Source organism: Aquamicrobium terrae, from assembly GCF_052978165.1.
On record NZ_JBRKLZ010000002.1, the window covers coordinates 753,826 to 780,520 of the forward strand.

Consider the following 26,695-nt stretch of genomic DNA (forward strand, 5'->3'; position numbering starts at 1 on the left):
CTCGTCATGCCAATCTTCATCGACCGCCGCCTGAACCCGAAGGACAAGAGCCTCGGCAACCGCCAGCGCTTTCTCCGTCGTGTGCGCAACGAACTCAAGCGAAGCATCCGGGACCAGATACGTGCCGGCAGGATTGCCGATGTCGATGCCGACCATGTCGTTTCCATGCCGGCCACAGGCACGAGCGAGCCAAGCTTCAGCCATGCCGGGGACAGCGGCCAGCGCCGTCATGTCCTGCCGGGCAACAAGCAGTTCGTGCCCGGCGACCGGTTGCCCAAGCCCGGCCAGGGCGCCGGCGCTTCCAGTCCGGGATTGAAGGAGTCGGAGGACGACTTTCGCTTCGTGCTGTCGCGCAAGGAAGTGCTGGATCTCTTCTTCGAGGATCTGGAACTGCCCGATCTGGTCAAGGTCAACCTCAAGGAGATCCTTGCCTTCAAGCCGCGCCGGGCCGGCTTCACGGCGGCCGGCGCGCCGACCAACATCAGCGTCGGCCGCACCATGCGCAACAGCCAGGGCCGCCGTATCGCCCTCAAGCGCCCAAAGCAGGAGGAACTCGATGCCATCGCCCGGGAGATCGCGGCGCTTGAAGCAGGCAGGCCGGACGCCGCGGCGCGCCAGCAGATTACGCTGCTGCGCGAGGAACTCGAGAGGCTGGAGCGCCGGCGCAAGCTCATCGCCTATGTCGATCCCGTCGACATCCGCTTCAACCGCTTCGACGCCCAGCCGGTGCCGAACGCCAACGCCGTCATGTTCTGCCTCATGGACGTGTCAGGCTCGATGGGCGAGCGTGAGAAGGATCTGGCCAAACGTTTCTTCGTGCTGTTGCACCTGTTCCTGAAGCGGCGCTACGACGCCACCGAGATCGTCTTCATCCGCCATACCCACGAAGCACAGGAAGTGGACGAGGAAACCTTCTTCTACAGCACGCAAAGCGGTGGCACGGTCGTCTCCACGGCGCTCGAGGAAATGCGCCGCATCATCGAGGAGCGCTACCCCAGCCGCGAATGGAACATCTACGCGGCCCAGGCATCGGACGGCGACAATTTCGCCACCGATTCCGAGCGCTGCATATCCCTGCTGGACGGCGAGATCATGCGCCTTTGTCAGTATTTCGCCTATGTCGAGATCATTGACGAACGCGAAAGCCACATCTTCGGCTCGACCGAAAACGGAACCTCCCTTTGGCACGCCTACGATACGGTCAGTGACCGATGGCCGAATTTCCAGATGACCCGCATCGCCACCGCGGCGGACATCTATCCGGTGTTTCGCCAGCTTTTCACCAGGCAGCCGGGCACCCCGGAACGGCCGGCGGGAAAACGCTGATGGCCAAGGCTGGCGCCAGATCCGGCTTGCTGTTTTCAGGCTCGGACTGGGATTTTCGGACATTGTCACAGTGCTACGACGCAATCGAGGCAGTCGCGATCGAAGACCTTCACCTGGACGTCTACCCTGTCCAGATGGAGATCATCTCGTCGGAGCAGATGCTCGACGCCTATTCCTCCGTCGGCATGCCGCTGATGTATCGCCACTGGTCGTTCGGCAAGCACTTCCTCTATCAGGAATTGCTTTATCGCAAGGCCGGGCGCGGGCTCGCCTACGAACTGGTCATCAACTCCAATCCCTGCATCGTTTACCTGATGGAGGAAAACACCATGGCCCTGCAGGCCCTGGTGACCGCTCATGCCGCGCTTGGCCATAACCATTTCTTCAAGAACAACTACCTGTTCCGGCAATGGACCGACGCGGCCTCGATACTGGGCTATCTGGATTTCGCGAAGAACTTTATCGCCAGTTGCGAGGAACGCCATGGCCTTGCCCAGGTGGAAGCCATTCTCGATGCAGCCCATGCCCTGATGGAACAAGGGGTGTTCCGCTATCGGCGCCCGCCGAAGCTGTCCTCTGAAAGGCAGGACCAGGGCGCGCGCGAGCGCTTCGAATATCAGGAACGCTCCTACAACGACCTGTGGCGTACCCTGCCGCCGTCGGTGGACGCCAAGGGTGGCAGGGTGGACGACAGCGCGGCCGAGCGGAAGAGCGCGCTCAATCTTCCGGAGGAAAACCTGCTCTACTTCCTTGAGAAGAACAGTCCCGCGCTCGAACCCTGGCAGCGCGAAATTCTCAGGATCGTGCGGATCGTCGCCCAGTATTTCTATCCGCAGCGCCAGACGCAGGTCATGAACGAGGGATGCGCCACCTTTGTGCATCACACCTTGATGAACACGCTGTTCGATCGCGGCATGATCGACGAAGGCGCCATGCTGGAAATCCTGAAGAACCATTCGAACGTCATCTTCCAGCCGGCCTTCGACGACCCGCGCTTTTCCGGCATCAATCCCTATGCGCTGGGTCTCGACCTGATGCAGGACATCCAGCGCATCGCGACGGAACCCACGGCCGAGGACCGCGACTGGTTCCCCGATATTGCAGGGAGCGGCAACTGGCGCGAAACCCTGCTCGATGCATGGGCCAACCATCGCGACGAGTCCTTCATCCGCCAGTATCTGAGCCCGGCCCTGATCCGCAAATGGCGCTTCTTCCTTCTGGAGGATGCCGCCGGCGAATCGCACTATAAAGTGGCGTCGATCCATGACGAGCGCGGCTACAGGAAGATCCGGTCAGCGCTGGCCGATCGTTACGACATCGGCGCGAACCGGCCGGACATCCAGGTCGCGGATGTGGACCTGCTTGGCGACCGCCACCTCCGCCTTCAGCACAAGGTCAAGGATGGCATCCTGCTGGAGGAAACCGGCTGCGACGCGACACTGCGTCATGTCCGCAGGCTCTGGGGCTACGATGTCAGCCTTGAGGGCGTGGACGCGCAAACCGGCGCCACCCTTTACGAACGATCGGTTACCCAGGCCGGCGGCTGAGGCGAATGCGCGTTTCTCTCGGGTCGCAGCCTTGCGAGAGGCCACGTTGACTCATGTTTGCGCCCTTCCCTGCTCGGTCGGTTTCCATTACCCTCATCCATTGCACGGTTGATGGGCGCCCTCCAGTTCTGCCACCACCTGCCGCGAGGACGGCGATTCCACGCGCAACGTCATAGTGCGCAGAGCATCGGCCAAGGCCGCAAACCGGGCCTCATCGAGCTTGCGTGCAACCATCGCGTAGCGAAATGAATTGTCCGCCCATGTGGCTGATCGGACGTCGCCGTCGTTGACGACACGGAGAGGTTGGCCGGCGTTCGAACTCGCCATGCGAAACAGGCTCAGCCTGCATCCATGCTGGCCCGCATAGCCTGCCTGCACGACCGGTTGACCGCCCAGCATGGCATCGGAACGAAGCGAAACCAGAGAAAGGCCCGCAGCGCCAAGCTCCGGCGCCTCGAAGCTCCGGATATCGATGGCCGGAGCGGCCACATCGAGGACCTTGGCCGACCAGTCGTCATGCAACGCCAGTGCCTGGACGATGGCATCGCCCGAAGGCGATTTCGCCCGGCCATCGAACATGAGGGCGCCCAGCCATCCACCCAGGAATACCAAGCAGAGAACGGCCGCCGCTGCGGCAACGGCGCTCGCACGTGGCCGAATACTGCCGGGCGGAGATTGCACCACGACGAATTCGGAACCTATGGCGGCAACCTGTCGCTTCATGTGTCGCAGCGTCTCGACCTGCTGCGCCAGCCCCGCATCGGAAACGATGCGTGCTTCCAGAAGCGCGCATGCGTCGGGCGAAAGTTCGCCATCGACATAGGCGTTCAGCATTTCGAGGTCCGTATCGGTCATACCTGTCCTGTTTTCCGTGAAAGCGGGACAACCTTGGGGCTGTCATCCGCCAGAAGCCCCGCCAGCGCTTGCCGGGCACGGCTGGTGCGGCTCATCACCGTGCCGCGCGGCACGCCCAGGAGATCGGCAGTTTCCTGGTAACTGAACCCGGAAATATCGACCAGTGCCAGCACCTCCCGATGATCGTGTGACAGAAGCTCGAAAGCCTGCCGCACCGCGAAACTTTCGACGGCCATGCTGTCAAGGGAAACGGGCATGGCGTCGGACAATGTCTCCAGCATTCGCGACTGTCTCTCCGCCGCCCGGTGCTGGTCGATCCACAAGTTGCGCATGATCGTAAACAGCCATGCGCGAAAGGCCGGTTCGTTCACCGGGCGCTCACGCGCTGAAGCAGCACGAAGCACACAATCGTGCAACAGATCGCGCGCGCGATCGCGATCGCCTGTCATGGCGACCGCGAAACCATAGAGACGTTGCTGATAGCGCGCAAACCGCGTCTCGAAGCGCGTGCGCGTCAGCATCGTCCTTCTCCTGGCTTTCCGCCTGGACCGCCGCTCCTGGAGAAAAGGAAACGATGGTCCTGGCCAGCTGGGCTACGACGTTCGATGTTGTGCTGTCCTTTCTCAGTAGGTGGCAGACAAATAGTCGGCGATACCCTTCATGTCGGCGTCGTCAATGGGTGCCCCATAAGTGTTCTTCATTTTCTTGACCTCGGCCTCCCAGAAGTCATGCCCCTTCTTAGGCGGCTGGGTGTTGATGTAGTCGGCGGAATGACAGGCGACACAGTTCGCCTGCGCCAGTTCGACACCCGGACCCGGCTTGAATTCGGCCGTCTCGTCCGGCAACTCGTAGGAAAGCGTGTCGGCCAGCGCATACCCACCACCCAGCATGGCGGCAGTGACAAGCAGGATCTTTGCGGAAACAGGCTTCATGATCACGCTCCTCAGGCCGCGACGACCTTGGTGGTCTCGATGACGTTGCGCATGTAGCCCGAGGGGTTCCAGGGCTGCTCCTCCGGCTGCGTCGTGCCGTCATTGGCGGTGGCGCGCACTTTCAATTCGTGCTCGCCCTTGGCGATGTTGACGGTGGCGGTCCATTCGCGGAACGAATATTTGCCGAGATCCTCGCTCAGGGTGGTTGTCTGCCATGTCTTGCCGCCGTCGCTCGAAACCGATACCTCCTTGATGCCGGAACCGCCATCGAAGGCGATGCCGCGAAGCTTGAGCGGCACGTCCGCATCGACCTTGCCGCCATCCGTCACACTGGTGATGAAGGAGCGGACCTTGAACCGGTTGATGGGAACCGTCGTGTCAGCCGGCTTTCCGGGTTCGGTACAGCTACAATCGTTGTCGGGGATACGGTAGGCGGTCTTCATCCAGAAACTGTCGAGCGGCTTGTCCAAGACGGTAATTTCGGTGAGATGCTTGACCCAGTAAGTTCCGTACCAGCCCGGCACGACCACCCGCACCGGAAAGCCATTAAGCCAGGGCAGGTCCTCGCCGTTCATGGCGAAGGCAATCATCACTTCACCGTCGCGGGCGTGGTCGATTTCGAGTGCCTTGACGAAATCGGGCGTCTCCGGCAGCGCCGGCTCGTCCAGCCCGTTGAACGACACATGCGTGGCGCCCGACTTCACACCTGCCTTATCAAGCACGGCCTTCAGCGGCACGCCTTTCCAGCGCGCGTTGCCCATGGCGCCGTTGCCCGACTGGCCGCCGCCCATGCGCGGTTCGAAGAAGCCGCGGCTGTTGCCCGAACATTGGTGGACCGCGACGATCTCGACTGGATCGTGCATTGCCTTCAGCTCGTCGAGGGAAAGCGACAGCACCTTCTCGACCGCGCCCTTGACTTCGATACGATAGGCGGCGGGATCGATGTCGAGCGGAATGTTGGCCAGATGATAGCGCACGAAAAACGCGTCGTTGGGCGTGATGATGCCTTCGTTGAAGACGCTGAACGGGGTTTCGAGCTGCGGCGGGCGTGCGGTCTGGCAAATCAGCGGGCGCTTGCCCGGATATTGCACCAATGGCCTCTCGCCATTGGCGAAGGAAAGCACCGCCGTCTCGGCGGCCCGGGCGGCCATTCCAGAGAAAGCCATGCCACCGGCCGCTCCAAGAGCGGCCGAGCCTGCGGTTTTGAGTATCTGGCGCCTGCTGATCATTCGTCCTCTCCGATGTTGTTGAGACAGAGGAGACGAGCACCACCTTGGAATTATTCCATCGCCTGCAAAAGATTCTTCCAACCAGGCACTGCCTTTGGGGCAATCGATTTCGTACAATCATGCCGGAGAGACAGATCAACCTGTCAGCTGGACGGAATTATTGCGTTTGGACTAGCTATTGGCATCCAAGTGCGGTAAGGCGCCGGGGAAAATCCGGTCATCTTCAGCTATCGCGAGCAGCAGACATGCGGCGCAAGGCCCCATCGTTCATTGTCGAAGTCAAACGCAAACGCGGCCATCGGGGAACGCCACGCTCCCTGTGGAGCGATGTCGATCTTGCCGCTTTCGGTGACAGGACAACTCAAGTCGCGCCGCCGCAACAGCAAGACTTGCCGCATGTTGACACCGCTCGGATGACCAACGATGCTCGTGAAGAGCAACACACGAGGATGGAGCACGTAATGGCAGCCCCTCAGGACGTTGAAGCAGCACCTGTCGTCACCGGAGAACCTCCCAAGGTGGAGGCACCTGAACCGCAACAGAAAGCACTCCGCCAGAAAAGGGCCAAGGCCGACAAGCCGAAGGCGGCGGCCTCTGAAAAGCCGGCTCGCAAGAACAGCGCGAAACAGGCTGCCAAAGCGGCCGAGGCTCCGACTGCCGCGGTGAAGGGCAAGCGCAAGACCTACTCCGAAAAGGAACGCACGCAGAAGCTGGCGCAGATCGACCGATCGATCGGTCGCGGCGAAAGTGTCAGGAACGCTGTAAAGCAGACCGGCATCTCGGAGCAGACCTACTATCAATGGAAGAGGACTGCGACATCCACATCCACGGCATCGACAGGCACCGACTTGCAGGACCTCCTGGCTCTTGAAAAAGAAAACGAGCGCTTGAAGAAGCAGTTGGCCGAGCATCTTCGCAAGGAAAACGCCGAACTCAAGAAGAAGCTCGGATTGGCCTAGTTTCAGATTCGCTAATTTAAAAGCGAGGGCGCTTGCCGCATTTCGGTAGGCGCAATGCTGCGCTGCCGGTCTCAGCACTTTGACGGGCACGACTATCTGGATAAGGCCGACCGAGGCGAGTCTCCAGACGGCAATTCGCCGAGTGTTCCTTCCGCCTCGGCGATAGCCAGATTGAGAGCATTCAGTTCATCACACCCGTCCGGACAGAGAAAATTCAGCTTCTGCGCATTGACCTTGGCACGTTCCGTCTGGCCGAGCTTAAGGAAAAGCTCCCCCTGATATTCCAGAGCGCCTTTGTGATCGGGGTCATAATAGAGCGCTTCGCGATACCATTTCGCGGCCTCGTCGTAGCGCTCCAGATTGCGCAGGCTGAAAGCAAGCAGATTGTAGAGATCGGCATGCTGAACAGTGGTGGTGAGCGCCGTAAGCTCCTCAACCGCCTCACTGTAACGCTCGGCATAGATCTTTGATCTTACCCCGGTCAGGTCGGGCAGATCGGTCGATGTGGGCGTGTCTGCACCACGCGCCGTACCCGGCAAAGCCAGCAAGATGAGTGCCGCGGCGACGGCGCGCCATCTGGCAGAGACGCGAACAGTGAAAGGCTTTGTCACGCGGCCTCGGCCTCCTTCGGGGCATGAGCATCCATGCTGCGCAGGATCTCGCGCCGCACATCTGCGAACTGGTGGCTGGCCCGGTCGCGAGGCCATGGCAGATCGACCTTGATGTCGCTTGCGATGCGCCCGGGACGCGAATGCATGACGATGATACGGTCCGAAAGATAGATCGCTTCCTCCACATCGTGGGTGACCAGAAGCATGGTGACCTTCTCGGTTTTCCAGATGCGCAGCAATTCCTCCTGCAATCGCAGGCGGGTCAGTGCGTCGAGCGCGCCCAGCGGCTCGTCGAGCAGCAGGATTTCAGGTTTGGAAACCAGCCCCCGGGCGATTGCTGCACGTTGCGACATGCCACCTGAAAGCTGGTGCGGATAGACGGTCTCGAATCCCTTGAGGCCGACAAGCGCGATATGATCGGCCACCGCCTGCGCGCGCTTCTGGGCCGGCCAACCGGAATTTTCCAGAGCGAGTCCGATATTTTCTTCCAGAGTCAGCCACGGCAGCAGGCGATGATCCTGGAAGACGATGCCCCGTTTCAGGCTGGTGCCACTGATCGGCTCGCCGTCGAGCAGGATCTCGCCATTGTAATCCTTGTCCAGCCCGACCGCGAGACGCAGCAGCGTGGACTTCCCGCAACCGCTTGGACCCACGATGGAAATGAATTCTCCCGGGTCGGCCCTGAGGTTTATATGATCGAGAACCTTCAGTTCCGCCTTGTCCACCTCGTAGGACTTGCTGACATTCCTGATGTCCAGCGTACCGCGTTTGCTCATGGCATATTCCTGTCGTTGCAGCCTCCCGCATCGCGGGAGGCCATTGTTGCGCTGGTGGGTCAGAGCGAACGCAGCGCTTCTTCCAGATAGCTCGCATCCGCCCATTTGCGGCTGTCGAAGTTGCGCTTCACGTAACCATGTTCGACCAGGAACTTCTTTTGAATGTCGAGGCCGGCAAGATTCTGCTCGGACAGCGACGGCAGGAAGTCGGTGGCTGTGATTGCAGCTGCAACATCCGCTGGACTCTGATGATAGGTAACCCGCTGCAGTATCGATGCCGCTGCATCGCGGTTGGCGTTGATCCAGTGCGCTGCATGCACCACAGCCCGCAGGAAGGCGACCACGATATCCCTGTTCTTGCGCGCGAAATCGGTGCTCACCGTCAGAGCATAAGGGCTGTTGGCCACCTGCAACGTCCAGTCCGGATAGCGAGAGAAGTCCTCGATCACTTTAAACCGGCCGGTACGCTCCAGCGCCTGACCTCGGCCATGACTGGTATAGACGGCATCGACCGTTCCGGCCTCCAGCAGCTTCACTTCAGCCGTGTAGACGAGATCATCCCGGCTACGTGTCGCCCACAGTTGCGACGGCTTGCTGGCGTTGCCGAAGCCGCGATCTTCGTGTGGCGCATCGACGATTTCAACTAAGGTGCGGTCCAGGCCGGCAAGTCTGAGTGCCACCAGAATACCGCGCTCGCTGGTTGCGCGCCACCAGTCCACCTTGTTTTGGTTCTGGCTCTTGTAGAGGCCGAACTTGCGCCCCTTCAGATCGGCAACCCTATGGATGTCGGAATCGCTACGTACCAATATCTGGCCGCCGTGATGCTCGGCCGTGAGTGCCAGCAATGTCGTATCTGTCACGTCGGCCTTCGCCCAGATGGAAGGGATATTCCCTCCATCGCGGAAAAGATGCTCGAACTGGTGGCTGAAATGGGGAAGATATCCCTGTTCGGGCGGCAGGGCCCGCAGATAGGACAGCTTCGCGCCGACTTTGCCCAGCTCTTCCTCTATCCAGCCAAGCTCCTGCGCTACATTGGATGCCGCAAAGACAGGGCAGATCGTATAGTAGGCTTCCCTCGCCCCTACGGACACGGCGGATTTCGATGAATTGCGTTCCAGAACCTCGGTCATCGGATAACTCCTTCTTTCATTTTCCTGGAGGTGAAACTGCTCAGAACGAGGCCAGTGCCTCTTCGAGATAGGACGCGTCGGCCCAGCAGGCGACGTCGAAATCGCCGCGGATATAGCCCTGCGAAAGAAGAAAATTCTTCTGTATGGTCAGGCCGGAGAGATTCTGGGCCGACAGGTTTGGCACCAGATCGTAGCCGCGCAGGGCTGCAGCTATGTCGCCAGCGTGAGGATAGATCGTTGTACGTAGAAAAATCTCGGAGGCCGCATCCGGGTTCGCATTGATCCAGTGGCCAGCCCGGATCGAGGCACGCAACCAGGCCACGACAACATCGCGGTTGGCTTCGGCGAATTCCCGGCTGACCGTAATGGTGCGGGGCGCATTGGCGATCCTCAGCGTCCAGTCTGGATGATGGTCCAGATCCTCAATGAGCTTGAAGAGCCCGCTCGCCTCAAGCAGCCGCGCGGTTCCTATCGAGGAATCATAGATGGCGTCAACCCGCCCCTCGAGAAGCGCGCGCGCTTCGCGGCTGTGGGCGCCGGCGATGATCGCTTCGGCGTCGCCATGCCGCTGTGCCCAGATACCGGCAGGCGTACGGGAGGGCGTCTCCTCGTGATTGTCGCGATCCTCGATATCCACCCACTCGACGTCCTCGCGCTTCAATCCTTGAACCGCGAGGGCCGTCAGGATGCCATGCTCCGTGGTTGCGCGCCTGAAGTCGATCTTCCCCGATTGCAGGCTGCGATAGATGGCGATGCGGCGGCTTTTCAGGTCGCCTAGGCGATAGATGTCGTCCTGCGCCCGCACGATGATGCGACCGGCTGGCTGAGCCTGCGTCAAACCTACCAGCACAGTGGGCCGCAGATCGGCCTGTGCCCAGATCGCGGGACTGTTGCCGCCGTCACGCAGCAACCGTTCCGAGGCATGGCTGTAGTGTGCCTGCCAGGCCGCCTCGCCCGCCACGGAACGCAGATAGGTGGCCGAAGCGCCCACTTTCGCCAATTCGTCGTCAATCCAGCCAAGTTCGAGCGCCACGTTGGACGCCACCAGAACCGGGCAGATCGTGTAAAGCAACTCGCGCGTCGTGCTCGCCGCGATGTCTTCGGGTGAGGGATTGAATGCAGTCGTCATGTGGGTTCTCCTTGAGGTGAATGTTGGGAAGCGGTGAAAGGCCTGGCAAAGGTCAGCCGTCGAAACCCTGCTTCCAGCGCAGCAGATACCGCTGTAGCAGCGCCATGGAACGGTCGATAAAGAAGCCGACGACGCCAATGACGACCATGCAGACCAGAAGCTGGTCGGTCATGAGCAGCGATTGCGCCCTGAAAATCAGATAGCCGACGCCTTCCATGCCGCTCAGCCCTTCGGCCACCACCACAAGCGCCCAGGCGAGGCTGGCTCCGTAGCGCACACCAACGAGGATGCTCGGCATCGCGCCGGGGATGATCACCTTGCGCACCAGTTGCCAACGCGTCAGCGTCAGCACATTGGCGAGCTCGATGTAGTTCTTCTCCACGCTGCGAATGCCCTGAAGCGTGTTGAGGAACACCGGAAAAAACACCGTCTTGGTAATGACGACGATCTTGGCGGCCGGCCCGATGCCAACCCATAAAACGATAAGCGGCAACCAGGCGATGCCCGGAATATGCCTGATACCATCAAGTGTTGGCCCGAAAATGCGCTCGACCGTCTGCGATAAACCCGCTGCAATTCCCAGCCCGATGCCCAAAACGGTCCCATAAACGAAAGCCTGGGTGACGATGTTGATCGAAGCGAGGAAATCGACATGGAAGCTCTGCCGACCAACCATGTCGAAGAACGACAGCAGGGTCGTCGAAGGCAGGGGCAGGAAGACGGGTGAAATCCACTCGTTCTGCGATGCCAGTTGCCACAGGAGCAGGATCAGAAGCGGCAGGACCAGCCCGATAACGAGATCGCGCGACTTTAGCCGCCGGCCCTCCTTGCCGCCGCGCAGCCGATCTTTTCCGGCAACGGCCGGCGGCTGCACATTCACCGTGGTGATGCTCATTCTGTACTCCAGTCTGTTCGGGGAAGAGGGCGACCGGTTGCCGGCGGCGGTAGCAGGCCCGTGAACCGGCCATTTCGGCGCTACTTTTCTTGCGGTTCAATAACCCTGCCGCCAGCCGGGTTGCGCTTCCGGCAGGGTTATTTGTGCGGGCAGTCCGTTATCCCTGGAAGGGAAGCGAACTATCAGTTGTAGACGGAGTATTCCCCGCCTTTGAAGAAGCGGGCGTCGACGAACTGCTCGATCGCCTCATCTTTCAGGTAGCGCTCGGCAAGGATCTCGTCGCCGGCTTCGATGTAGTATTTCTGGAAGTCGCGGATCGCTTGCCTTGCGTTTTCGGCGGACTGCTCACCGTCCATGAATTCGAAGGAAGACGCATCGGTGATCTGGAACTTTGCAATCTGGACGGGCAGGCGCAACTCCTCGGCAATGATTTCAGCGGATTCGTCGACATTGTCCTGAATCCATGCCTTGGTCCTTTCATGCGCGACGAGGAACGCCCTGATGGCTTCCGGATAGGCTTCGGCGAAGGGACGCATGGCGAAATAGGAAACCCTGCCGGCGGCGTTCACATAGATGCCGTCATCGGGGCTGCGGCCAACTACCTTGACCTCGCCGGACAGCCACAGTGCGGCTGAGGCAGGAAGTGCGATATGCGTTGCGGTGGCATCGATGGCCCCGCTCAGCAATGCCGCCGATGTGGCCGCCGAATTGGTGATCGTCTCCTGGCGCACCGCGCCCTTGCGGATGCGGGTATCGAGCGGGACGCCTGCCTCGTTCAGAATCTCCGTCGGAGAGGTCCAGCCACAGCCAACGCGACTGCCACCAAACTTCTTGCCTTCCAGATCGGTCGGGCTGTTGATGCTGGATTCCGCCTTGGCGAGGAGTGGCGTGCGATATTTGTCTGAGGGCGATGACTGCCAGACGATTACCGCATCGATGCCATTGGCCTTGTGAACGGTCGCTGGATACATCATGCGTTGCGCGATGGCGAGCCCGCCCCGGTCCAGAAGCGCGGCCTCGGCGCCCGACAACTCGGCGGTTCCAGGATTGATGAGATTGATATCGGTGATGCCGATCTTGGCGAACTCTTCCTGAATGAACCCCTTCTTGTGGCCCACGACAGTCCACGCCGCCTGAGGCAGGTTGATGAAGGTGAGCGGCTCCCTGGTCTCGGCCTGATCGGCCAACGCCAGGCCGGTTGCCGGCCCCTGCGCCAGAAGAGCGGCAGCGGAAATGGCCGCAATGCTTGCGAGCGCCAGGAATTTCGATCGGATACGCATCATGTCTCTCCGGGATCAGGTCGCTTTCACGAAAAGCGCCAATTTGAAACTACAATATCGCAATGGTATTTGAGGGTCACTTCCTGTCAACGACAGGCCATATGCAGGGAAACAAAAGCAAAATTATCCCAATGAGAATTTTTCTCATAAATATATTTCCTATTGACCCCAAAATATAACGAATAATATATCAAATATGATAATTATACATATCGGATTTAAAAACTAATACGGGTAACTAAAGAAAATCCATATTCAGGATAAAGTTTATATTTTGGCGTGCCGTGAGTTTGTACGCTACACAAACCGCATGAAGACGTTGAACCCCATGTCCGGACAGCAGGGATGGATGCATATGCATTCGGGAACATGGCGCTGGAGCATTCGGATTATGATGATCATTGCCACCCTGACCACCCTGCCTGGCGGCGCCGGCGCCCGTTCGTCATCTGATCCGCTGCGTATCGGCGTCAGCTATGTGCCGCCTGAGCCTGGTCCTGCCGAGTATCGCGTCTACACGCCCGAGAGCTTCGATGTGCTCATCGCGCGAAAGATCGCGGAGCGCCTGGGCAGGAAACCGGAGTTCGTCCAGCTTTCGGAGGTCGACTGGTCCCCTTCGCTCAAGCGCCATGAGGTCGATGTGATTGTGGGCAGGGTGCCGGACGAGATTCGCCTGCCCCGCGATTTCATAGTTGTGGATACGGGTTTCAGTTCCGGAGCAGCGGCAAGCATGCGTACCGATACAGACGTCAGGAACTGGCAGGATCTGGCCGGGCGCACGGTCTGTGTTGCGCGTGGAAATACGGTCGCATTGGCCCTCGCCCGGCAAACGGGAGCGCAAGTGAAGATCGAGGATGCCCCCGCCAAATCGCTTGTGCAGGTGCGAACCGGCATCTGCGACGCTGCGATCCATGATGAAACTCTGCTGGAACGCCTGTTCCAGCAACAGGGATGGCAGAAGTTTTCTGCCACGCTCCCTCCTACGCCTCCAGTGCGCCTTGCGGCCATGCTCGATACGGATGATCCGCTTCTGTCCGATGCTGTCCGGCAGGTGCTCGACCAGATCGGATCAGCCGGAACATGGGTGGAACTGCAGGAAAAATGGGCGCGCAATGTGGCCTTCGAAGTCTATCTCGATCAGGACGCGCCCGACTGTCACTGAACCGACAACTTTGAAAGGAAACGGTTTTTTCATGAAGTGGGCTACCATCCTTACAGCCTTCGTGCTGGCAGCCTCGCCCGCCCTCCAGGCCGAAGCCACGCAACCGGCCAACGATCAATATGACATTGGCGGGCCATTCAGCCTGACGAACCAGCATGGCGTGCGCTTCACGAACGCCGACGTGAAGGGCAAACCCTATCTGGTTTTCTTTGGCTTTACCCATTGCCCCGAAGTCTGCCCCACGACGCTATTCGAGTTGACCGGCATCCTGGCCGAACTGGGTGCCGAAGCTGACGCTCTGGTGCCGATATTCGTTACGGTAGACCCGGAACGAGACACGCAGGAATATCTTGCCTCCTATCTCGGCGTGTTCGACAGGCGCATCGTGGGACTGCGGGGGACACCGGAGGAAACGGCGGCCACAGCCCGGCTTTTCCGCGCGACATATCGCAAAATCCCCCTGGAGGACGGCGATTATACGATGGACCATACCGCCATCATCTACCTCATGGACCGCCACGGCGAACTTTTCGACAGAATAGAATACCTTGAGGACCACGCTTCGCAGGTGGCCAAGATCAGACGCCTGCTTGCTTCACGATGAAGTGTGATTTTTCGTGGAATGAGGACCCTGTTTGAGGGGTGATTTTCGTCCAAACGGGACCCCTTAACGTGGGGTCATCAAGATGCCTCCGGTTTGATCGGAGGCATTTGTGTTTTGGATGTTGGTTGTGGAGACGATTGCAAAGATACGTCGGCTGTCGCTGGTGCAGGGGAAGTCGATCAAGGCGATCTGCCGGGAGCTGGGCATCTCGCGGAAGGTGGTTCGCAAGGTGCTGCGATCGGACGAGACCGAGTTCCGCTACGAGCGCAAGCATCAGCCGTATCCTCGCATGGGAGCCTGGCGCGAGAAGCTGGACGGGCTGTTGTTGGCGAATGTGGCGAAGCCGCAGCGTGAGCGGCTCACGCTGATCCGGATCTTCGAGGAACTCCGAGGCCTCGGCTATGACGGCAGCTACAGCTCGGTGTGGCGGCATGCGCAAGATTGGGAAGAGCACCGCGGCAGCGCTGCCGCCGAGGCCTACATTCCGCTGAGCTTCGCGCCAGGCGAGGCCTACCAGTTCGACTGGAGCCATGAGATCGTCCTGCTGGACGGCGTGACGGTCACCGTGAAGGTGGCGCACATGCGGCTTTGCCACAGCCGCATGTTCTTCGTTCGGGCCTATCCCCGTGAGACGCAGGAGATGGTGTTCGATGCACACGACCGGGCGTTCGCGTTCTTTCGTGGAACGTGCACGCGCGGCATCTATGATAATATGAAGACGGCGGTTGACGCGATCTTCATCGGCAGGGATCGCCGCTATAACCGCCGCTTTGCGCAGATGTGCGGACATTACCTTGTCGAACCTGAAGCCTGCACGCCGGCGTCGGGTTGGGAGAAGGGCCAGGTCGAGAACCAGGTCGGGCTGGTGCGCGAGCGTTTCTTCACGCCGAGACTGCGCTTCAAGACGCTGGAGGATTTGAACGGCTGGCTTCTCGACAAATGCGTCTCCTACGCCAAGGCGCACCGGCATCCCGAACAGGGTGACCGCACGATCTGGGAGGTGTTCGAGGAGGAGCGGGCCAGCTTCATTCCCTATGCCGGCCGCTTCGACGGCTTCCACTGTGTTCCGGCCTCCGTGTCGAAGACCTGCACGGTGCGCTTCGACAACAACAAATACTCGGTGCTGTCGAGCGCCGTCGGCCGGCCGGTCGAGATCCATGCCTATGCCGATCGCATCGTCATCCGCCAGGACGGCGTGGTGGTCGGCGAACATGCCCGCTGCTTCGGCCGCAACGAGGTGATCTACGATCCCTGGCACTATGTGCCGGTGCTGGCCCGCAAGCCCGGCGGGCTGCGCAACGGTGCGCCGTTCCGTGGCTGGGTTCTGCCGTCAGCCATGGAGAAGATACGTCGCAAGCTCAAGGCGGCCGACGATGGCGACCGGCAGATGGTGTCGATCCTCACCTGTGTGCTGAGCGACGGATTGAACGCGGTCGAGGCGGCCTGTCAGGAGGCGCTCGATCACGGCGTCTCGTCGGCGGCGGTGATCCTCAACATCCTGGCCCGCCGCCGCGATCCGGCGCCGGGCACGATCCTTTCCATTCCCCAGGCGCTGAAGCTGGCTCACGAGCCGATCGCCGACTGCGCCCGCTATGACAGTCTCAGGAGGACGAACAGCCATGGAACGCACCGAGGTTCTGGAACTGATGGGCACGCTGAAGCTTTACGGGATGCGATCAGCCTATGACGAGATCATGGGCGTCGCCATCAAGCGCCAGCACGAACCACCGAAGATCGTCGGCGATCTGCTGCAGGCGGAGATATCCGAGAAGCAGGCACGCTCCATCAAATACCAGCTCACCGTCGCCAAGCTGCCGTTGGCCAAGGACATCGACGACTTCGACTTCACCGGCACGCCCGTCAACGAGAGCCTGATCCGCGATCTCGCCGGCGGAGCCTTTGTCGCCGATCAGCGTAACGTCGTCCTGGTCGGCGGCACCGGCACGGGCAAATCCCATCTGGCCATCGCCATTGCCCGGGCGCTCATCCGCAACGGCGCGCGCGGCCGCTTCTTCAATGTCGTCGACCTGGTCAACAGGCTGGAGACGGAGACCCGCGCCGGTCGGCAAGGCCGCATTGCCGATCATCTTACCCGGCTCGACTTCGTCGTGCTCGATGAACTCGGCTATCTCCCCTTCGCCCAGGCCGGCGGGCAGTTGCTCTTCCACCTCGTCTCGAAACTCTACGAGCGCACCAGCGTCATCATCACCACCAATCTGGCGTTCGGCGAATGGCCCACTGTCTTCGGCGACGCCAAGATGACCACCGCGCTGCTCGATCGCCTGACCCATCACTGCGAGATCGTCGAGACCGGAAACGAATCCTGGCGCTTCAAGAGCCGCTCTCAAAGCTAAAGCCGAAAGCCAACGAAACGCACCCGATCAGGCTGTGCAACCCCGACCAGCTTCGCCTGATCGGGCGCTAACCGCCGTGCCCTTCATCACCCTAAACCGGGGTCCCTTTTAGGCGAAAATACAGGGTCCCGATTCCACGGTCATTGACACGATGAAGCGGTGGGCTGTTCACCCGGCTCCTGGGGCGACGAGGAGCGCGGATGCGCCATGGCCACGTCCCGGACAAGCTGCGCCTCCGCACGCATCCATTGCAGAAAAAGCTCTACCGGAGCAGCCTTGGCCTTTCTGGAAGAAGCTACGAAGTAGTAGGAAAATTCGACGGGATGCGGCTTTCCGAAAGGAATAATCAGTCGCCCTGCCCGCAAATCCGCTTCTGCCAGACGAAGCTTGCCGAGAGCCAGGCCTTGACCGCTAACCGCTGCATCGAGAATCAGCGAGGACTGGTTGAGCCCCAGCCCGTGATCGAGCCCGCGTGAGGACATCCCCATACCGCGCAGCCATGTGCTCCAGTCCGGGCAGGATGAATCATATTCCGGCCCTTCCTCATGCAGAAGGGGTACGCCCTGCAATGACCGCGTGCGGGGATTCAGCCCATAGTCTTCCGCGAAGGCCGGGCTGCATATCGGCACAACCGCTTCAGAAAAAAGCCGTTCGACAAACAGACCCGGATAGGTGCCGGCGCCATAGCGCAGGACGCAATCCACGTCTTCACGCTCGACATCGGCAAGTTCCGTGGACGCATTGACCTGCACCTTCAGGTCGGGAACCGAATGGCGCAATCGCTCAAGCCGCGAAACCAGCCATCGGGCTGCGAACGAGGGCGCCACGGACACCCTGATCACATTCTCGCGCGCGCCTCCGGCAAGATGAGCAACGGCCTCAAGCATGCCTTCGAAAGCGTCCGTCAGACCGGGCATCAGCAGACGCCCCGCATCGGTCAGGCGCAACCTGGCCGTATTACGGTGGAAAAGCTGTTCACCGACGTAATCTTCCAGAATGCGGATTTGCTGTCCAATGGCCGCCGGGCTTACATGAAGTTCTTCCGCCGCCCGCGTGAAGCTGAGATGACGCGCCGCCACCACGAAGGTCCGCAGCGAGGTCAGCGGCGGAAGCCTTGCCAGAGTCGGGGCCTGAATGCGAGTTGACGACCGGGCTTTTCCCATGTTTGCCGGGGAAGGCCCCCCTCTGCTCCTTAATTCTACAATTTTAGTAGATTAAAGAGATTGCCCTCATGGATATCAAGCAACCGGGAACCGGCGAGACGCCGTAAGGGGGAAACCGTTTTCTGTTCTCCAAGTCGTCCGCGCGCAGGCCTGAGGCGCATTCGCCCGCACGCTGGCGAATGCGGTGATACTCATGCAGGCTGCTTGTTCTCCTGCCGCCCTACCCGTCAAGTCGCAGTTCGGAGGTGACCTCGAGCGTCCGGTCCTGCCGCACCGCAATGCCTCCCTGCGGGACGTGGGCGGCAAGCACTCGATCGCGTTCTCGGATGAGATCGGCGATCTCGGGCTCCCAGGCCACGAACATGGCAGTGAGCCAGCGATTGACCAGATAGGAGGGGCGCGGCATCTGCAGGTCGAAGCGCGGAAGAAGCGCAATCGTCGCCGCAGCATCCGCCCATTGATCGTCCACGACCCACTGGTTGACCGTGAACAGCCGCAAGGGCCGGCCGTCGCGATCGACTCCGATCGCCGCGAGATGGTGCAGGGGACCATCGGGACCTTGCGGGCGCAGGAAACAATGGAAATGGCCGTGCTCGGTCGAGCCTTCGTCGGCGGGATGACAGTGATAGAACCATTGTGCGCCGCTTTGGGGATCGTAGACGTCGCCGGGCGGGAAATGCTCCCATGCCGAGAGCGACGAGACCCCCTGGAAGATCTCGGTCAGCACGGTGAGGCCGCCCTTGGCGAGTATGGACTCGCAAAAGGCGATCTCGCGCCGTGCCTGTTCGCGAGCCTCGCTCATAGGTCGCTCTTGATTACGAGGTCGGGCGCTTCCTGACCCTCAGGGAGTGGCAAGGGTGGCGGTGGAGGCGGAGCGAGCGCGGGTGCAGGCCTTGCCTGTGACGCAGCCGGCAGAGGCGCCGGAGGTGGTGGGGGCGGTGCCAGCTTCGGCGGCGCACCGGCCGCGCAGGGAGACGCGGAAGCGCTGCCGGCCGCGCAAGGTGCGGCGGCACAAGGCGCGGCTCCCGCCGCTGCGGCGTTGCCTTCCAGCTTGGGGCGCTCGGGCACGGGATGGGTGGCATGGTCGACTGCGATGGCAGCCGTGGTGACGGCAAGCGCTGCGCCGAACAGGATCGTGTTGCGTGCGCTCATCTGCGTGCAAGCCCGTCAAGACCGAACACCGGGCGCGCCCATACGCCGACAAAGGAGCCGACGAAGGCAGCGGCGAACCACAGCCACCCATGCAGGCTGCCGGTGGCGATGCCGGAAAACAGCGCGCCGATATTGCAGCCGAAGGAGAGCCGCGCACCGTATCCCATCAGCAGCCCGCCAAGAATGGCGGCAACCAGGGAGCCGAGCGAAATGGCCGCCTTGGGCGCGAACTTGCCGGCTATGGCGGCGGCAAGTGCTGCCCCCAGCACCAGCCCGAAATCCATCACCGAAACCGTGTCGGCCAGCACCGAGGAATTGAGCGCTTGCGCCTGTGCCGGCCAGGTCCAGAATTCCCAGCTCGCCACATCGATGCCCGCGGCTTGCGCGATCTTGGCACCCCACAGGCCGAAGCCGTAGGTGATCGACCATGGATGGCCGGCCGTCAGCAGCGTCGCGATGTTGAGCAGGGCAAGCAGGAGGCCAGCACCGACCAGTGGCCATGGGCCGCGCCAGATCCATGTCCAGCCCGGCCGTGCCGGGGCGGGCTCGCGCTCAAGGTCGCCATGCGCGCGCCGTTCGATCAGCACCGTGATGAGCGCCACAAGTCCAAGGCCAACCAGTGTGACGGCAATGCCGGAGGCAAGCCCCAGCTCGCCTCCGAGGGAGATGGCGGGAAGCGAGGGCTGCGCCAGCCAGAATGGCAGGTGAGCGGTACCGATCAGTGCGCCGACAATGAAGAAGACCAACGTGACCAGCATGCGCGCCGAGCCACCGCCGACGGTGAACAGCGTGCCCGAGCCGCAGCCACCGCCAAGCTGCATGCCGAAGCCGAACAACGCCGCGCCCACAAGGACGGAAACACCGACGGGCGCCAGCGCACCGACGAGCGGTTGACTGCCGATACTGCCGGCCGCCGTCAGCGGCATCATGGCAAGCGCGGCGACAGCTATCATCAGCATCTGCGCACGCATGGCGCGGCCGCGCCGCTCCACCACCATGCGCCGCCAGCCCCCGGTAAAGCCGAACGAGCCGTGATAGAGTGTGGCGCCGAGGGCTGCGCCGATCAGGAACAGGCTGCCCTGCCTCAGGTCGACGAGGCCGGAAATCAGCAGAAAGCCGGCGGCCAGCGCAGCGGCGGCCACGAGAAACGGAGCCTTGTCGGTCTTGGCATCGGGGAGGAAGCGCGGGAGGGTCGTGGCAGTTATGTCGCTCATGATCTACCGAATCTAACGATTGAAGCAGGGCGGGCCTTGAATGCCGCCGCGATGCGCCGCATCCAAAGCCCGCCTTTGCGGTTTGCAGTATGACGGGTCTTGTCGATCCTGTCGAACTTGGCCCTAACCGAACCTGGCCCTACTGAACCTGGACCGGCCGCGCGGGGTCGGCAGCCCACTCCGCCATGGAACCATCATACATGGCGGTGTTCTTGTTGCCGAGAATTTCCGACAGGCCGAACCATGCGACCGACGCCCAGTGGCCGGTGTTGCAGAAGGTGATGTTCTTCTCGTTCTCCGCCAGGCCGACGCCGGCAGCGAGCGCCGCAACGGTTTCCGGACGGGCAAAGCTGGCATATTCACCGCTGTAGAGCGACGAATGTTCGATATTGACCGCGCCGGGGATGGTGCCGAGCTTCGCCACGACCGGGCTCTTGGACTTGCCGACATACTGCTCCTTCGGACGGCCATCGACCAGCTTGACGCCGTCCTTGAGCGCCGCGGCCACGTCATCCGTCGTGGCGCGCAGTTCCTTGCGGACATTATAGGCGAACTCGGCCGGCTCCGGCTTGCGCGGAGTGGCAGCGCGTGCGCCACCCTGGGCATCGTATTGCCTCCAGCCGCCGTCGAGGATCGAGACCGCATCGTGGCCCAGATATTTGAAGGTCCAGTAGACGCGCGTGGCGCCGCCGAACTCGCTGGAATCGGTACCCCACGGCACGATCACCACATGGTCGTCACCGTCGATACCCAGATTGCCGATCAGTGCGACGATCTTCTCGATCGGCGGAAGCTGGGCGGGCACCCCGTCGACCTCGACGCGCCAGCCTGCCGTGGCATAGGGCGCAATCACCGCGTTGGCGATGTAGGGTTTATCGCCGAGGTCGGTTTCCTCGACCTTGTCGCGGATGTCGAGGATGACAATGTTGTCCTTGTCCGCATTGGCCTTTAGCCATTCGGCGCTGACGAGCGGAGTGACGTCCTGCGCTTGTGCGACGGCAGGCGCCAGAAGACTGGCGAGCAAAAATACGATGATCGGTGCGAGGCGCATATGGAAGCTCCAGACCCGGGAAACGATATTCCAATCATACCCCGCCGGCGTAGCGGACGCTCAGAAGTCGGCTCCAAAACCATTTCTGGAAATAGAATGCCATACCCAAAGAGGGCCATTGCTGGGCATGATATGCTCAAACAGGGTGCAGCCGCCTTGTCCGTCGCCGTCGCGCGGCGTCAGAATCCGATCCGCCCGATGGCCGGAATCTTCAGTCCCGGGCGTACGATATCCACGCCGGCGACGAGGCCGAGGGCATGCAGCTCCAGCCCGCTGCGCGCACCGGCAGATATGCCCAGAAGACCATAAAGCGTTGCATGTACATCCCTGCCATCCGCATCGATGGCGAAGAAACGGCCGTCGGGAAGATAGTCCCGGCCAATTGCATCCGGCGGCAGCACGACGCCCAATTCGGGAACGCTTCGCAATATATGAGCGACGAAAGTGTTCGAGTTCGGCCCGGGCCACATGCGATAGCCGCCGGCTTCGGAATGGGGATAGGCCGCAATGACCGCCTCGATCCGGGGGATCAACCGCGCGGCCTCCGCACCTTGAAGACTGACGACGAGACGTGGCGTGTTGGAATACCAGTAGGCGTCGGGCGCATAATTGTTGCGGCGCACCGGAGCGCCCCAACCCACCTTGTCATAGCGGTTGTAGTGGCCCGCATTGGCTGCCTTGGTGACAATCCAGGCGTGGCTGGCCACCGAGCCCTTCATACCACCCGTCGTGGCGGAGAAGACATGGATCGTCGCCTCTGAAACGTCTTGCGGCCTCGGCAGGATACCAGCCGATCCCCAGTCCGCTTCACGCCAGCTTTGTGGCCGGTCGCGCATGTACCATACGCCAGCCGAGGCAAGGGTGGGCACCAGATAAATGACAATGAAGAGGCCGACGATGCTCTCCAGGAATTTCATGCAGGTGAACTCATAGCCGATGCCCCTTTCGCGGATTGAGCATTCCGCATGGAAGATGGAATTTTTGAGGCTGTTATCTTCGGTCCAATCGAATTGCCTTTGCTTTGGCAGGTCATCCGGCAACGACCACCTTGAAAGGGGTTGCTGAAGGCTCCCGATCGAATTGGGCCGTCACCGCTAAACGCTCTCACGCCATCCATTCCGGAATACGCGAGGGCGCCCTTCCCTCGATTGCCGCCCGCACACAGTCAGCCAGAGCGCCAAACCGGACTACCCGACCCGAGAGACCCGGGCCGTAGTGGGCATACTTCCCGGAAGTGGTCATCACGGTCCGCGCCTTTGGCGGAAACACCGGCTCCGTAATGGAGCACCAGCACAGATCGGGCAGAACCCGGACGCCGGAGCTCTCAAGGCGCGCCAGAACGCCATCGCGACGTGCTTGCGCAATGACGTCTCTGCCAGCCGTCACGATGACGGCAACTTCCGGCCGCTTTCGACGACTACCGAACGCATCGGCGATCGCGTGCAGTTCTTCGAGCGATGCATGAGGACTGCCGAAGGCAACGAGATCCACCTCCTCCGGACCGCTATTCAGAGAAAGCCAGGCTGCACCGATGTCGCCGCGCGTGATCCGCACCCTGTCCGCATCGTCGGCCGCCGCATTCTCCGCGTCTGGCGTCACGCCCTCGATGTGAAGCATTGGGGCCGCAGAGGTCGTGCCGAAGGCTGCGCACAGGGCCTGCAGATTGTCTCTCGACGGCCGTGTCGCGGCGAGCCCACGCAGAAGCGGAACATGATCCGGCGAGGCGCGGCCAGCAAGATAACCCACGAGCGGCCAAATGGCCTCATCGGCATGGTCCGGCCATTCCACCTCGATGATGCAGCGCGCCTTGCGACCTGCATCGAGATAGGCGCCGGCCAGCGGTGCGCGTCCGGTAAGCGCGATGCAGAGGTCGAGGAAATCCGGATGCTTTGCGGTTCTCGCGCCGAGCACCGTATTGGCGAAAATGACGGCGTTGGACTCGGCCCAGGCGATACAGTCGCCTGCTCGCGGTGCGCTGTCGAGCAGATAGGGCGCGCAGGTGAAGCTGGAACTGCATCCCATGCGGACATAGGCATCGGCCAATCGCGCAGCGGGCAGGCCGAAGGAAGAGAGAACGCCTTGCGCCCGCCAGTTGTCGTGATCCACCGAGATGGCATTCGTCGTCGTCGGAACGCAAACCCGGGCTCCCATCTTCGCGAAGTGTTCCGCGAATGTCAGATTGGCAGGCCCCGCATAGATGCAGCCGTCGATGTGGACCTGCGTGACGTAAACGAGACGGGCCGCTCCTTGCTGGATCGCCATGGCGCAGATGATCCGCATGGCCTGGCGCACCGCCTCACCATGCGCGCCTTCCAGCTTGGCCTTGTCCGACGCCGACAGATGGAGCGAGCGCAGCGCCTTGGCGGCAAGGGGAATGGCGAGCCCTTCGGCCTTGATGGCAGCATCGCCGATCGTGGCTGTCCTTGCGCGTGACAGCTCCTGAAATGCGTTCGGGGAAATGCGCATGATCGGAACCGTCTTCCCGAACATTTCCGAACCCACAAGCCCGCCCAGCGTCAGAACATCCTCGTCTTCGCAAAAGACCAGCGCGGCTGGAGCCTTGCCTTTCAGAGCCATGTCGAGCAGGACGCCAGAGCCCGAGCATGATCCCCGGCTTGTCGGCATGAGCAATATCGCGCCCGTCAGCAGTTCGCCGTGCAAGGGATGATGGGCATCGATGACGCGGCCGCTCGCAGGATCGACCCCGCCCCAGAAACTCAGCGCTTCATGGGTGGAGACGATCCGGCCTTGCGCGGTGCCCGCCAGAATGATCGATGCTGTCGATGAACCCTGATCCGCCATGGATTGATTGTTCCGTGCCCTGAACCGCGTGGTAAGCACATTCGGTGCCGACTGGGGCTCCTGCCTTGAGGCCATCAGTCCCTCCGATGAAGCTGAACCAGCAACACACCTCTTTCAAGTCGACTTTTCCACACCAGCCGGACAAAACGGTCACTTGCCGGTACGCGGTCGGGAAAGCGGCATTTGACGCCTGGAAAGGAGCGGTTTCCGCCCGTAGGTGCTGACGCTTGTTTTGGCCGGCACGATGGAACGGAAGACTTTTGCGACCGGGGTTCTTGATCGAACGGCCCGCAGCCGCCATATTGCGCCGGCGCCTCTCGTGATTTGAGAGTGATCGCAGCTTTAGATGCCGCCTACACGGGCTTTTCGGCATCCTGTTTCAATATCGGCCGTCGCTTGTGGTGCGTTTGACAAGGCCGATCTTTGTATTGGAGACAAGAATGGCGACTGCAACGCCCTACGCGCTGCCCGAAGCAGTGCTGACCAAAATTTCAGCAGGGACCCCGGTAATCCGGGCCTATCGGGAACATCTGGGTTATTCGATCGAAGACATAGCTGTCACAAGCGGCCTGACGGTCGAGGAAGTCGAATTGATGGAACGCGGCCACCGCTTCGATAAGGGCTACCGTGACCGCATCGCCCGCGCCCTCGGACTTCCCCAGGGCATCTTTGACGAGATTTCCGACGTCCCGGACGCGGCTTGACCAAGGTGGAGACGGGGCACTTCGAACATGAAGTCGCCCCGCAGTCATATAACAGCCCGTAAGGAGCCCCCGCCCTCCTCGATAATGGGCTCTCAACCTTACTCTTCACCGCGCCCCAGGTCGCAGTAGCTTTGCAGCGGCACCGGCTTGACTGGCAGGTGAGCACTGAAGCGGCCGGAGGCCTCGATCGGAGCTCTACGCGCAGCGGCAATACGCGCAGCCACCGTGGCCTCGCAATAGCGGCCCTGGCATGGGCCCATGCCGCTGCGGCATTCCAGTTTCGCCGCGCTGGCCGACAGGATGAAAGGGTTGTTGGCCAGCACCGCGTCCAACTGGCCGCTGCGCACCAGTTCGCAGCGGCAGATGATGGTCTCCTCGGGGAGCGAGAGCGCCGCCAGCGCCGTGCGGTTCGGCGCGAATATCGCCTGCACCACGCGGGAAAAGCGGCCCGCGCGCGCCAGCATTCGCGCGGCCTCGACCTGCCGTGCCGCGCTTGGCTTCGCGCCCAGCGAGGCAGCGATGGCCAGCCCGGCCACCCGTCCCTCAGCCCATGCGCATTCCGCACCGGCAATGCCGGTGGGTTCTCCGGCGATGAAAATCCCCTCGGCGCTGGTGCGGAAAGCATCGTCATGGCTGACCAGCCAACCCCCGGCCGCCGAGTGCCAATGCAGGTCGCAGCCGGCCTGGCGCGCCAGTTCGGTCGACGGGTGAAAGCCGTAGCCCAGCGCCAGCACATCCGCCGCCACCATCCGGGCTTCACCCTTCGGCATCCAGTCGCCATTCACCTTTTGCAGCCGCACGCCGGCCAGCGCCTCCCCGCCTTCGGCGCCCGTCACGACGGTATGGTGCGACAGGCGCACGCCATGCGCCACGATCTTGCGCAGCGCCCGCGCCACCTCCATGAACAGCGCCATATGACCGGGCACCGCCGGCAATGCACCTACCATCTCGGCCAGCGTGGGCAAGCCGCGGGCGAAAGCGATCTCGGCGATGTCGGCACCGGCATCCAGCAATTGCGCGGCGAGGATCAGCAGGATCGGATGGGAGCCGACCAGTACCAGTCTTTGTCCGGCCAGCAGCTTCTGGCTTTTCAGCAGCGATTGCACGGCTCCGGCGGTCATCACGCCGGGCAAAGTCCAGCCGGGGAAAGCTACCGGCATGTCATGAGCGCCAGTAGCAATCAGCAGGCGCCGCGCGGCGACCAGCCGTCCGCCCTGCGCCGTATGGACCGCCAGTTGCAGCCCGCTGCCCACCTCTGGCGCATCGCGCAGCACCCCGAAGGCGGTGGCGCGGAATAGCGCCTCGATGCGGGGATGGTCCTCGAAACGCTCGATCAGGCCTTGTGCCCAGGGATAGGGTCGGTAGTCGCCGTGGCGGATGCCCCATTCGGCCGGCGGGCGGCGAAATATCTGGCCGCCGGCGCGGGCCTGCTCGTCCACCACCAGAACGGAGAACCCCGCCTCGGCAACCTCAAGGGCGGCCGCCATGCCGGCCGGGCCGGCGCCCACGATGGCAAGGTCGATCATCGCTTCCCCCTAGCTGGCCCGGTGACGGGAGACGCAAAGTCCCTCGCGCACGTCTGTAAGACAACCGCGCACCAGATACTGCTCGTCCACCACCAGCGCGCAATCGAAGCAGGTGCCCATATTGCACAGCGGCATGCGCGCGTCCCCTTCGCGTGTGGCGCCGAAGGCCACGATGCCGGCGGCCAGTAGTGCCGCCGCCACCGTCTCGCCCTCATAGGCGGCGATCTCGCGACCCTCGAAAGTGAAGCTAACCGCTCTGCCGCGCGGGGCAGGCTTGCGTTCCCAGGTCATCAT

Annotated in this window: 26 protein-coding genes; 8 read left to right on the forward strand and 18 right to left on the reverse strand. The window is 61.8% G+C overall.

All coding sequences use genetic code 11. From position 1 onward, the window contains the following. Positions 1-6: 6 nt before the first annotated feature. Together ACVCNR_RS20760 and ACVCNR_RS20765 are read left to right on the forward strand one after the other, a co-directional pair. Positions 7-1,326 carry a YeaH/YhbH family protein gene (locus tag ACVCNR_RS20760; RefSeq protein WP_447076301.1) on the forward strand — a complete coding sequence of 440 codons (1,320 nt, stop codon included), beginning with the start codon at positions 7-9 and terminating at the stop codon, positions 1,324-1,326. After that, positions 1,326-2,873 carry a SpoVR family protein gene (locus ACVCNR_RS20765; protein WP_447076302.1) on the forward strand — a complete coding sequence of 516 codons (1,548 nt, stop codon included), beginning with the start codon at positions 1,326-1,328 and terminating at the stop codon, positions 2,871-2,873. Before ACVCNR_RS20760 ends, ACVCNR_RS20765 begins: the two co-directional genes overlap by 1 nt. A 93-nt stretch (positions 2,874-2,966) precedes the next feature. Here the strand turns inward: ACVCNR_RS20765 and ACVCNR_RS20770 are convergent, their stop codons facing one another. From ACVCNR_RS20770 to sorA, 4 genes are all read right to left on the reverse strand, one after another. After that, complete coding sequence (locus ACVCNR_RS20770; protein ID WP_447076303.1) at positions 2,967-3,707, reverse strand: anti-sigma factor family protein; 741 nt, start codon at positions 3,705-3,707, stop codon at positions 2,967-2,969. A 17-nt stretch (positions 3,708-3,724) separates the two neighbouring features. Continuing rightward, entirely contained in the window at positions 3,725-4,249 is a 525-nt protein-coding gene (locus tag ACVCNR_RS20775) for an RNA polymerase sigma factor (protein WP_447076304.1), read from the reverse strand. A 102-nt stretch (positions 4,250-4,351) separates the two neighbouring features. After that, complete coding sequence (gene sorB / locus ACVCNR_RS20780) at positions 4,352-4,660, reverse strand: SorB family sulfite dehydrogenase c-type cytochrome subunit (protein ID WP_447076305.1); 309 nt, start codon at positions 4,658-4,660, stop codon at positions 4,352-4,354. An 11-nt stretch (positions 4,661-4,671) separates the two neighbouring features. Further along, entirely contained in the window at positions 4,672-5,889 is a 1,218-nt protein-coding gene (gene sorA / locus ACVCNR_RS20785; protein WP_447076306.1) for a SorA family sulfite dehydrogenase catalytic subunit, read from the reverse strand. 245 nt (positions 5,890-6,134) lie between these two features. Here sorA and ACVCNR_RS20790 point away from each other — a divergent pair, with 245 nt between their 5' ends. After that, positions 6,135-6,848, forward strand: coding sequence for a transposase (locus ACVCNR_RS20790; protein WP_447076307.1), 714 nt, complete (start codon positions 6,135-6,137; stop codon positions 6,846-6,848). A 92-nt stretch (positions 6,849-6,940) separates the two neighbouring features. Here ACVCNR_RS20790 and ACVCNR_RS20795 read toward each other — a convergent pair whose 3' ends face one another. The 6 genes from ACVCNR_RS20795 to ACVCNR_RS20820 form a co-directional block, all read right to left on the reverse strand. After that, positions 6,941-7,459: a tetratricopeptide repeat protein gene (locus ACVCNR_RS20795; RefSeq protein WP_447076308.1), complete on the reverse strand. Its 519-nt coding sequence runs from the start codon at positions 7,457-7,459 to the stop codon at positions 6,941-6,943. Further along, positions 7,456-8,235 (reverse strand): ABC transporter ATP-binding protein, encoded by a 780-nt coding sequence (locus tag ACVCNR_RS20800; RefSeq protein WP_447076309.1) that lies wholly within the window; start codon positions 8,233-8,235, stop codon positions 7,456-7,458. The genes ACVCNR_RS20795 and ACVCNR_RS20800 overlap by 4 nt, the downstream gene beginning before the upstream one ends. Positions 8,236-8,294: 59 nt before the next feature. Then, entirely contained in the window at positions 8,295-9,365 is a 1,071-nt protein-coding gene (locus tag ACVCNR_RS20805; protein ID WP_447076310.1) for an ABC transporter substrate-binding protein, read from the reverse strand. Between the two features lie 40 nt (positions 9,366-9,405). After that, positions 9,406-10,494, reverse strand: coding sequence for an ABC transporter substrate-binding protein (locus ACVCNR_RS20810; protein ID WP_447076311.1), 1,089 nt, complete (start codon positions 10,492-10,494; stop codon positions 9,406-9,408). A 52-nt stretch (positions 10,495-10,546) separates the two neighbouring features. Then, positions 10,547-11,389 carry an ABC transporter permease gene (locus tag ACVCNR_RS20815; RefSeq protein WP_447076312.1) on the reverse strand — a complete coding sequence of 281 codons (843 nt, stop codon included), beginning with the start codon at positions 11,387-11,389 and terminating at the stop codon, positions 10,547-10,549. A 182-nt stretch (positions 11,390-11,571) separates the two neighbouring features. Continuing rightward, positions 11,572-12,672 carry an ABC transporter substrate-binding protein gene (locus ACVCNR_RS20820; protein WP_447076313.1) on the reverse strand — a complete coding sequence of 367 codons (1,101 nt, stop codon included), beginning with the start codon at positions 12,670-12,672 and terminating at the stop codon, positions 11,572-11,574. Positions 12,673-13,060: 388 nt separating this feature from the next. On the opposite strand from ACVCNR_RS20820, the gene ACVCNR_RS20825 reads away from it, so the two are divergent. From ACVCNR_RS20825 to istB, 4 genes are all read left to right on the forward strand, one after another. After that, the gene (locus ACVCNR_RS20825; RefSeq protein WP_447076314.1) at positions 13,061-13,831 is read left to right on the forward strand and encodes an amino acid ABC transporter substrate-binding protein; all 771 of its coding nucleotides are present in this window, start codon (positions 13,061-13,063) and stop codon (positions 13,829-13,831) included. A gap of 31 nt (positions 13,832-13,862) precedes the next feature. Next, the gene (locus ACVCNR_RS20830) at positions 13,863-14,435 is read left to right on the forward strand and encodes an SCO family protein (protein WP_354198896.1); all 573 of its coding nucleotides are present in this window, start codon (positions 13,863-13,865) and stop codon (positions 14,433-14,435) included. A 118-nt stretch (positions 14,436-14,553) separates the two neighbouring features. Continuing rightward, positions 14,554-16,122: an IS21 family transposase gene (gene istA, locus ACVCNR_RS20835; RefSeq protein ID WP_447075681.1), complete on the forward strand. Its 1,569-nt coding sequence runs from the start codon at positions 14,554-14,556 to the stop codon at positions 16,120-16,122. Continuing rightward, on the forward strand, positions 16,055-16,789 hold the full coding sequence (gene istB / locus ACVCNR_RS20840; RefSeq protein WP_035033516.1) for an IS21-like element helper ATPase IstB: 735 nt from the start codon (positions 16,055-16,057) through the stop codon (positions 16,787-16,789). Before istA ends, istB begins: the two co-directional genes overlap by 68 nt. Positions 16,790-16,929: 140 nt before the next feature. On the opposite strand, the gene gcvA is transcribed toward istB, so the two are convergent. The 6 genes from gcvA to lhpI form a co-directional block, all read right to left on the reverse strand. Then, a complete protein-coding gene (gene gcvA / locus ACVCNR_RS20845; RefSeq protein WP_447076315.1) occupies positions 16,930-17,952 on the reverse strand; it encodes a transcriptional regulator GcvA in 1,023 nt (340 codons plus the stop codon). A 220-nt stretch (positions 17,953-18,172) separates the two neighbouring features. Next, positions 18,173-18,754, reverse strand: a complete 582-nt coding sequence (locus ACVCNR_RS20850; RefSeq protein ID WP_447076316.1) for a DUF6969 family protein — start codon at positions 18,752-18,754, stop codon at positions 18,173-18,175. Between the two features lie 346 nt (positions 18,755-19,100). Further along, entirely contained in the window at positions 19,101-20,318 is a 1,218-nt protein-coding gene (locus ACVCNR_RS20855; RefSeq protein WP_447076317.1) for a YeeE/YedE family protein, read from the reverse strand. A 139-nt stretch (positions 20,319-20,457) separates the two neighbouring features. Beyond that, on the reverse strand, positions 20,458-21,369 hold the full coding sequence (locus ACVCNR_RS20860) for a sulfurtransferase (RefSeq protein WP_447076318.1): 912 nt from the start codon (positions 21,367-21,369) through the stop codon (positions 20,458-20,460). 179 nt (positions 21,370-21,548) lie between these two features. Continuing rightward, the gene (locus tag ACVCNR_RS20865) at positions 21,549-22,286 is read right to left on the reverse strand and encodes a DUF3750 domain-containing protein (protein ID WP_447076676.1); all 738 of its coding nucleotides are present in this window, start codon (positions 22,284-22,286) and stop codon (positions 21,549-21,551) included. Positions 22,287-22,473: 187 nt separating this feature from the next. Then, positions 22,474-24,171, reverse strand: a complete 1,698-nt coding sequence (gene lhpI / locus ACVCNR_RS20870) for a cis-3-hydroxy-L-proline dehydratase (RefSeq protein WP_447076319.1) — start codon at positions 24,169-24,171, stop codon at positions 22,474-22,476. A gap of 440 nt (positions 24,172-24,611) precedes the next feature. On the opposite strand from lhpI, the gene ACVCNR_RS20875 reads away from it, so the two are divergent. After that, the gene (locus ACVCNR_RS20875; RefSeq protein WP_354198884.1) at positions 24,612-24,875 is read left to right on the forward strand and encodes a helix-turn-helix domain-containing protein; all 264 of its coding nucleotides are present in this window, start codon (positions 24,612-24,614) and stop codon (positions 24,873-24,875) included. A 98-nt stretch (positions 24,876-24,973) separates the two neighbouring features. On the opposite strand, the gene ACVCNR_RS20880 is transcribed toward ACVCNR_RS20875, so the two are convergent. After that, complete coding sequence (locus tag ACVCNR_RS20880) at positions 24,974-26,401, reverse strand: FAD-dependent oxidoreductase (protein WP_447076320.1); 1,428 nt, start codon at positions 26,399-26,401, stop codon at positions 24,974-24,976. 9 nt (positions 26,402-26,410) lie between these two features. Further along, positions 26,411-26,695 (reverse strand): (2Fe-2S)-binding protein, encoded by a 285-nt coding sequence (locus ACVCNR_RS20885; protein WP_447076321.1) that lies wholly within the window; start codon positions 26,693-26,695, stop codon positions 26,411-26,413.

Excerpts from the sequence above, each read along its gene's own strand:
- ACVCNR_RS20760 (WP_447076301.1), top strand. The coding sequence starts at position 7 with ATGCCAATCTTCATCGACCGCCGCCTGAACCCGAAGGACAAGAGCCTC.
- ACVCNR_RS20765 (WP_447076302.1), top strand. The coding sequence starts at position 1,326 with ATGGCCAAGGCTGGCGCCAGATCCGGCTTGCTGTTTTCAGGCTCGGAC.
- ACVCNR_RS20770 (WP_447076303.1), bottom strand. The coding sequence starts at position 3,707 with ATGCTGAACGCCTATGTCGATGGCGAACTTTCGCCCGACGCATGCGCG.
- ACVCNR_RS20775 (WP_447076304.1), bottom strand. The coding sequence starts at position 4,249 with ATGCTGACGCGCACGCGCTTCGAGACGCGGTTTGCGCGCTATCAGCAA.
- sorB (WP_447076305.1), bottom strand. The coding sequence starts at position 4,660 with ATGAAGCCTGTTTCCGCAAAGATCCTGCTTGTCACTGCCGCCATGCTG.
- sorA (WP_447076306.1), bottom strand. The coding sequence starts at position 5,889 with ATGATCAGCAGGCGCCAGATACTCAAAACCGCAGGCTCGGCCGCTCTT.
- ACVCNR_RS20790 (WP_447076307.1), top strand. The coding sequence starts at position 6,135 with ATGCGGCGCAAGGCCCCATCGTTCATTGTCGAAGTCAAACGCAAACGC.
- ACVCNR_RS20800 (WP_447076309.1), bottom strand. The coding sequence starts at position 8,235 with ATGAGCAAACGCGGTACGCTGGACATCAGGAATGTCAGCAAGTCCTAC.
- ACVCNR_RS20805 (WP_447076310.1), bottom strand. The coding sequence starts at position 9,365 with ATGACCGAGGTTCTGGAACGCAATTCATCGAAATCCGCCGTGTCCGTA.
- ACVCNR_RS20810 (WP_447076311.1), bottom strand. The coding sequence starts at position 10,494 with ATGACGACTGCATTCAATCCCTCACCCGAAGACATCGCGGCGAGCACG.
- ACVCNR_RS20815 (WP_447076312.1), bottom strand. The coding sequence starts at position 11,389 with ATGAGCATCACCACGGTGAATGTGCAGCCGCCGGCCGTTGCCGGAAAA.
- ACVCNR_RS20820 (WP_447076313.1), bottom strand. The coding sequence starts at position 12,672 with ATGATGCGTATCCGATCGAAATTCCTGGCGCTCGCAAGCATTGCGGCC.
- ACVCNR_RS20825 (WP_447076314.1), top strand. The coding sequence starts at position 13,061 with ATGATGATCATTGCCACCCTGACCACCCTGCCTGGCGGCGCCGGCGCC.
- ACVCNR_RS20830 (WP_354198896.1), top strand. The coding sequence starts at position 13,863 with ATGAAGTGGGCTACCATCCTTACAGCCTTCGTGCTGGCAGCCTCGCCC.
- istA (WP_447075681.1), top strand. The coding sequence starts at position 14,554 with ATGTTGGTTGTGGAGACGATTGCAAAGATACGTCGGCTGTCGCTGGTG.
- istB (WP_035033516.1), top strand. The coding sequence starts at position 16,055 with ATGGAACGCACCGAGGTTCTGGAACTGATGGGCACGCTGAAGCTTTAC.
- gcvA (WP_447076315.1), bottom strand. The coding sequence starts at position 17,952 with ATGGGAAAAGCCCGGTCGTCAACTCGCATTCAGGCCCCGACTCTGGCA.
- ACVCNR_RS20850 (WP_447076316.1), bottom strand. The coding sequence starts at position 18,754 with ATGAGCGAGGCTCGCGAACAGGCACGGCGCGAGATCGCCTTTTGCGAG.
- ACVCNR_RS20855 (WP_447076317.1), bottom strand. The coding sequence starts at position 20,318 with ATGAGCGACATAACTGCCACGACCCTCCCGCGCTTCCTCCCCGATGCC.
- ACVCNR_RS20860 (WP_447076318.1), bottom strand. The coding sequence starts at position 21,369 with ATGCGCCTCGCACCGATCATCGTATTTTTGCTCGCCAGTCTTCTGGCG.
- ACVCNR_RS20865 (WP_447076676.1), bottom strand. The coding sequence starts at position 22,286 with ATGAAATTCCTGGAGAGCATCGTCGGCCTCTTCATTGTCATTTATCTG.
- lhpI (WP_447076319.1), bottom strand. The coding sequence starts at position 24,171 with ATGGCGGATCAGGGTTCATCGACAGCATCGATCATTCTGGCGGGCACC.
- ACVCNR_RS20875 (WP_354198884.1), top strand. The coding sequence starts at position 24,612 with ATGGCGACTGCAACGCCCTACGCGCTGCCCGAAGCAGTGCTGACCAAA.
- ACVCNR_RS20880 (WP_447076320.1), bottom strand. The coding sequence starts at position 26,401 with ATGATCGACCTTGCCATCGTGGGCGCCGGCCCGGCCGGCATGGCGGCC.
- ACVCNR_RS20885 (WP_447076321.1), bottom strand. The coding sequence starts at position 26,695 with ATGATGACCTGGGAACGCAAGCCTGCCCCGCGCGGCAGAGCGGTTAGC.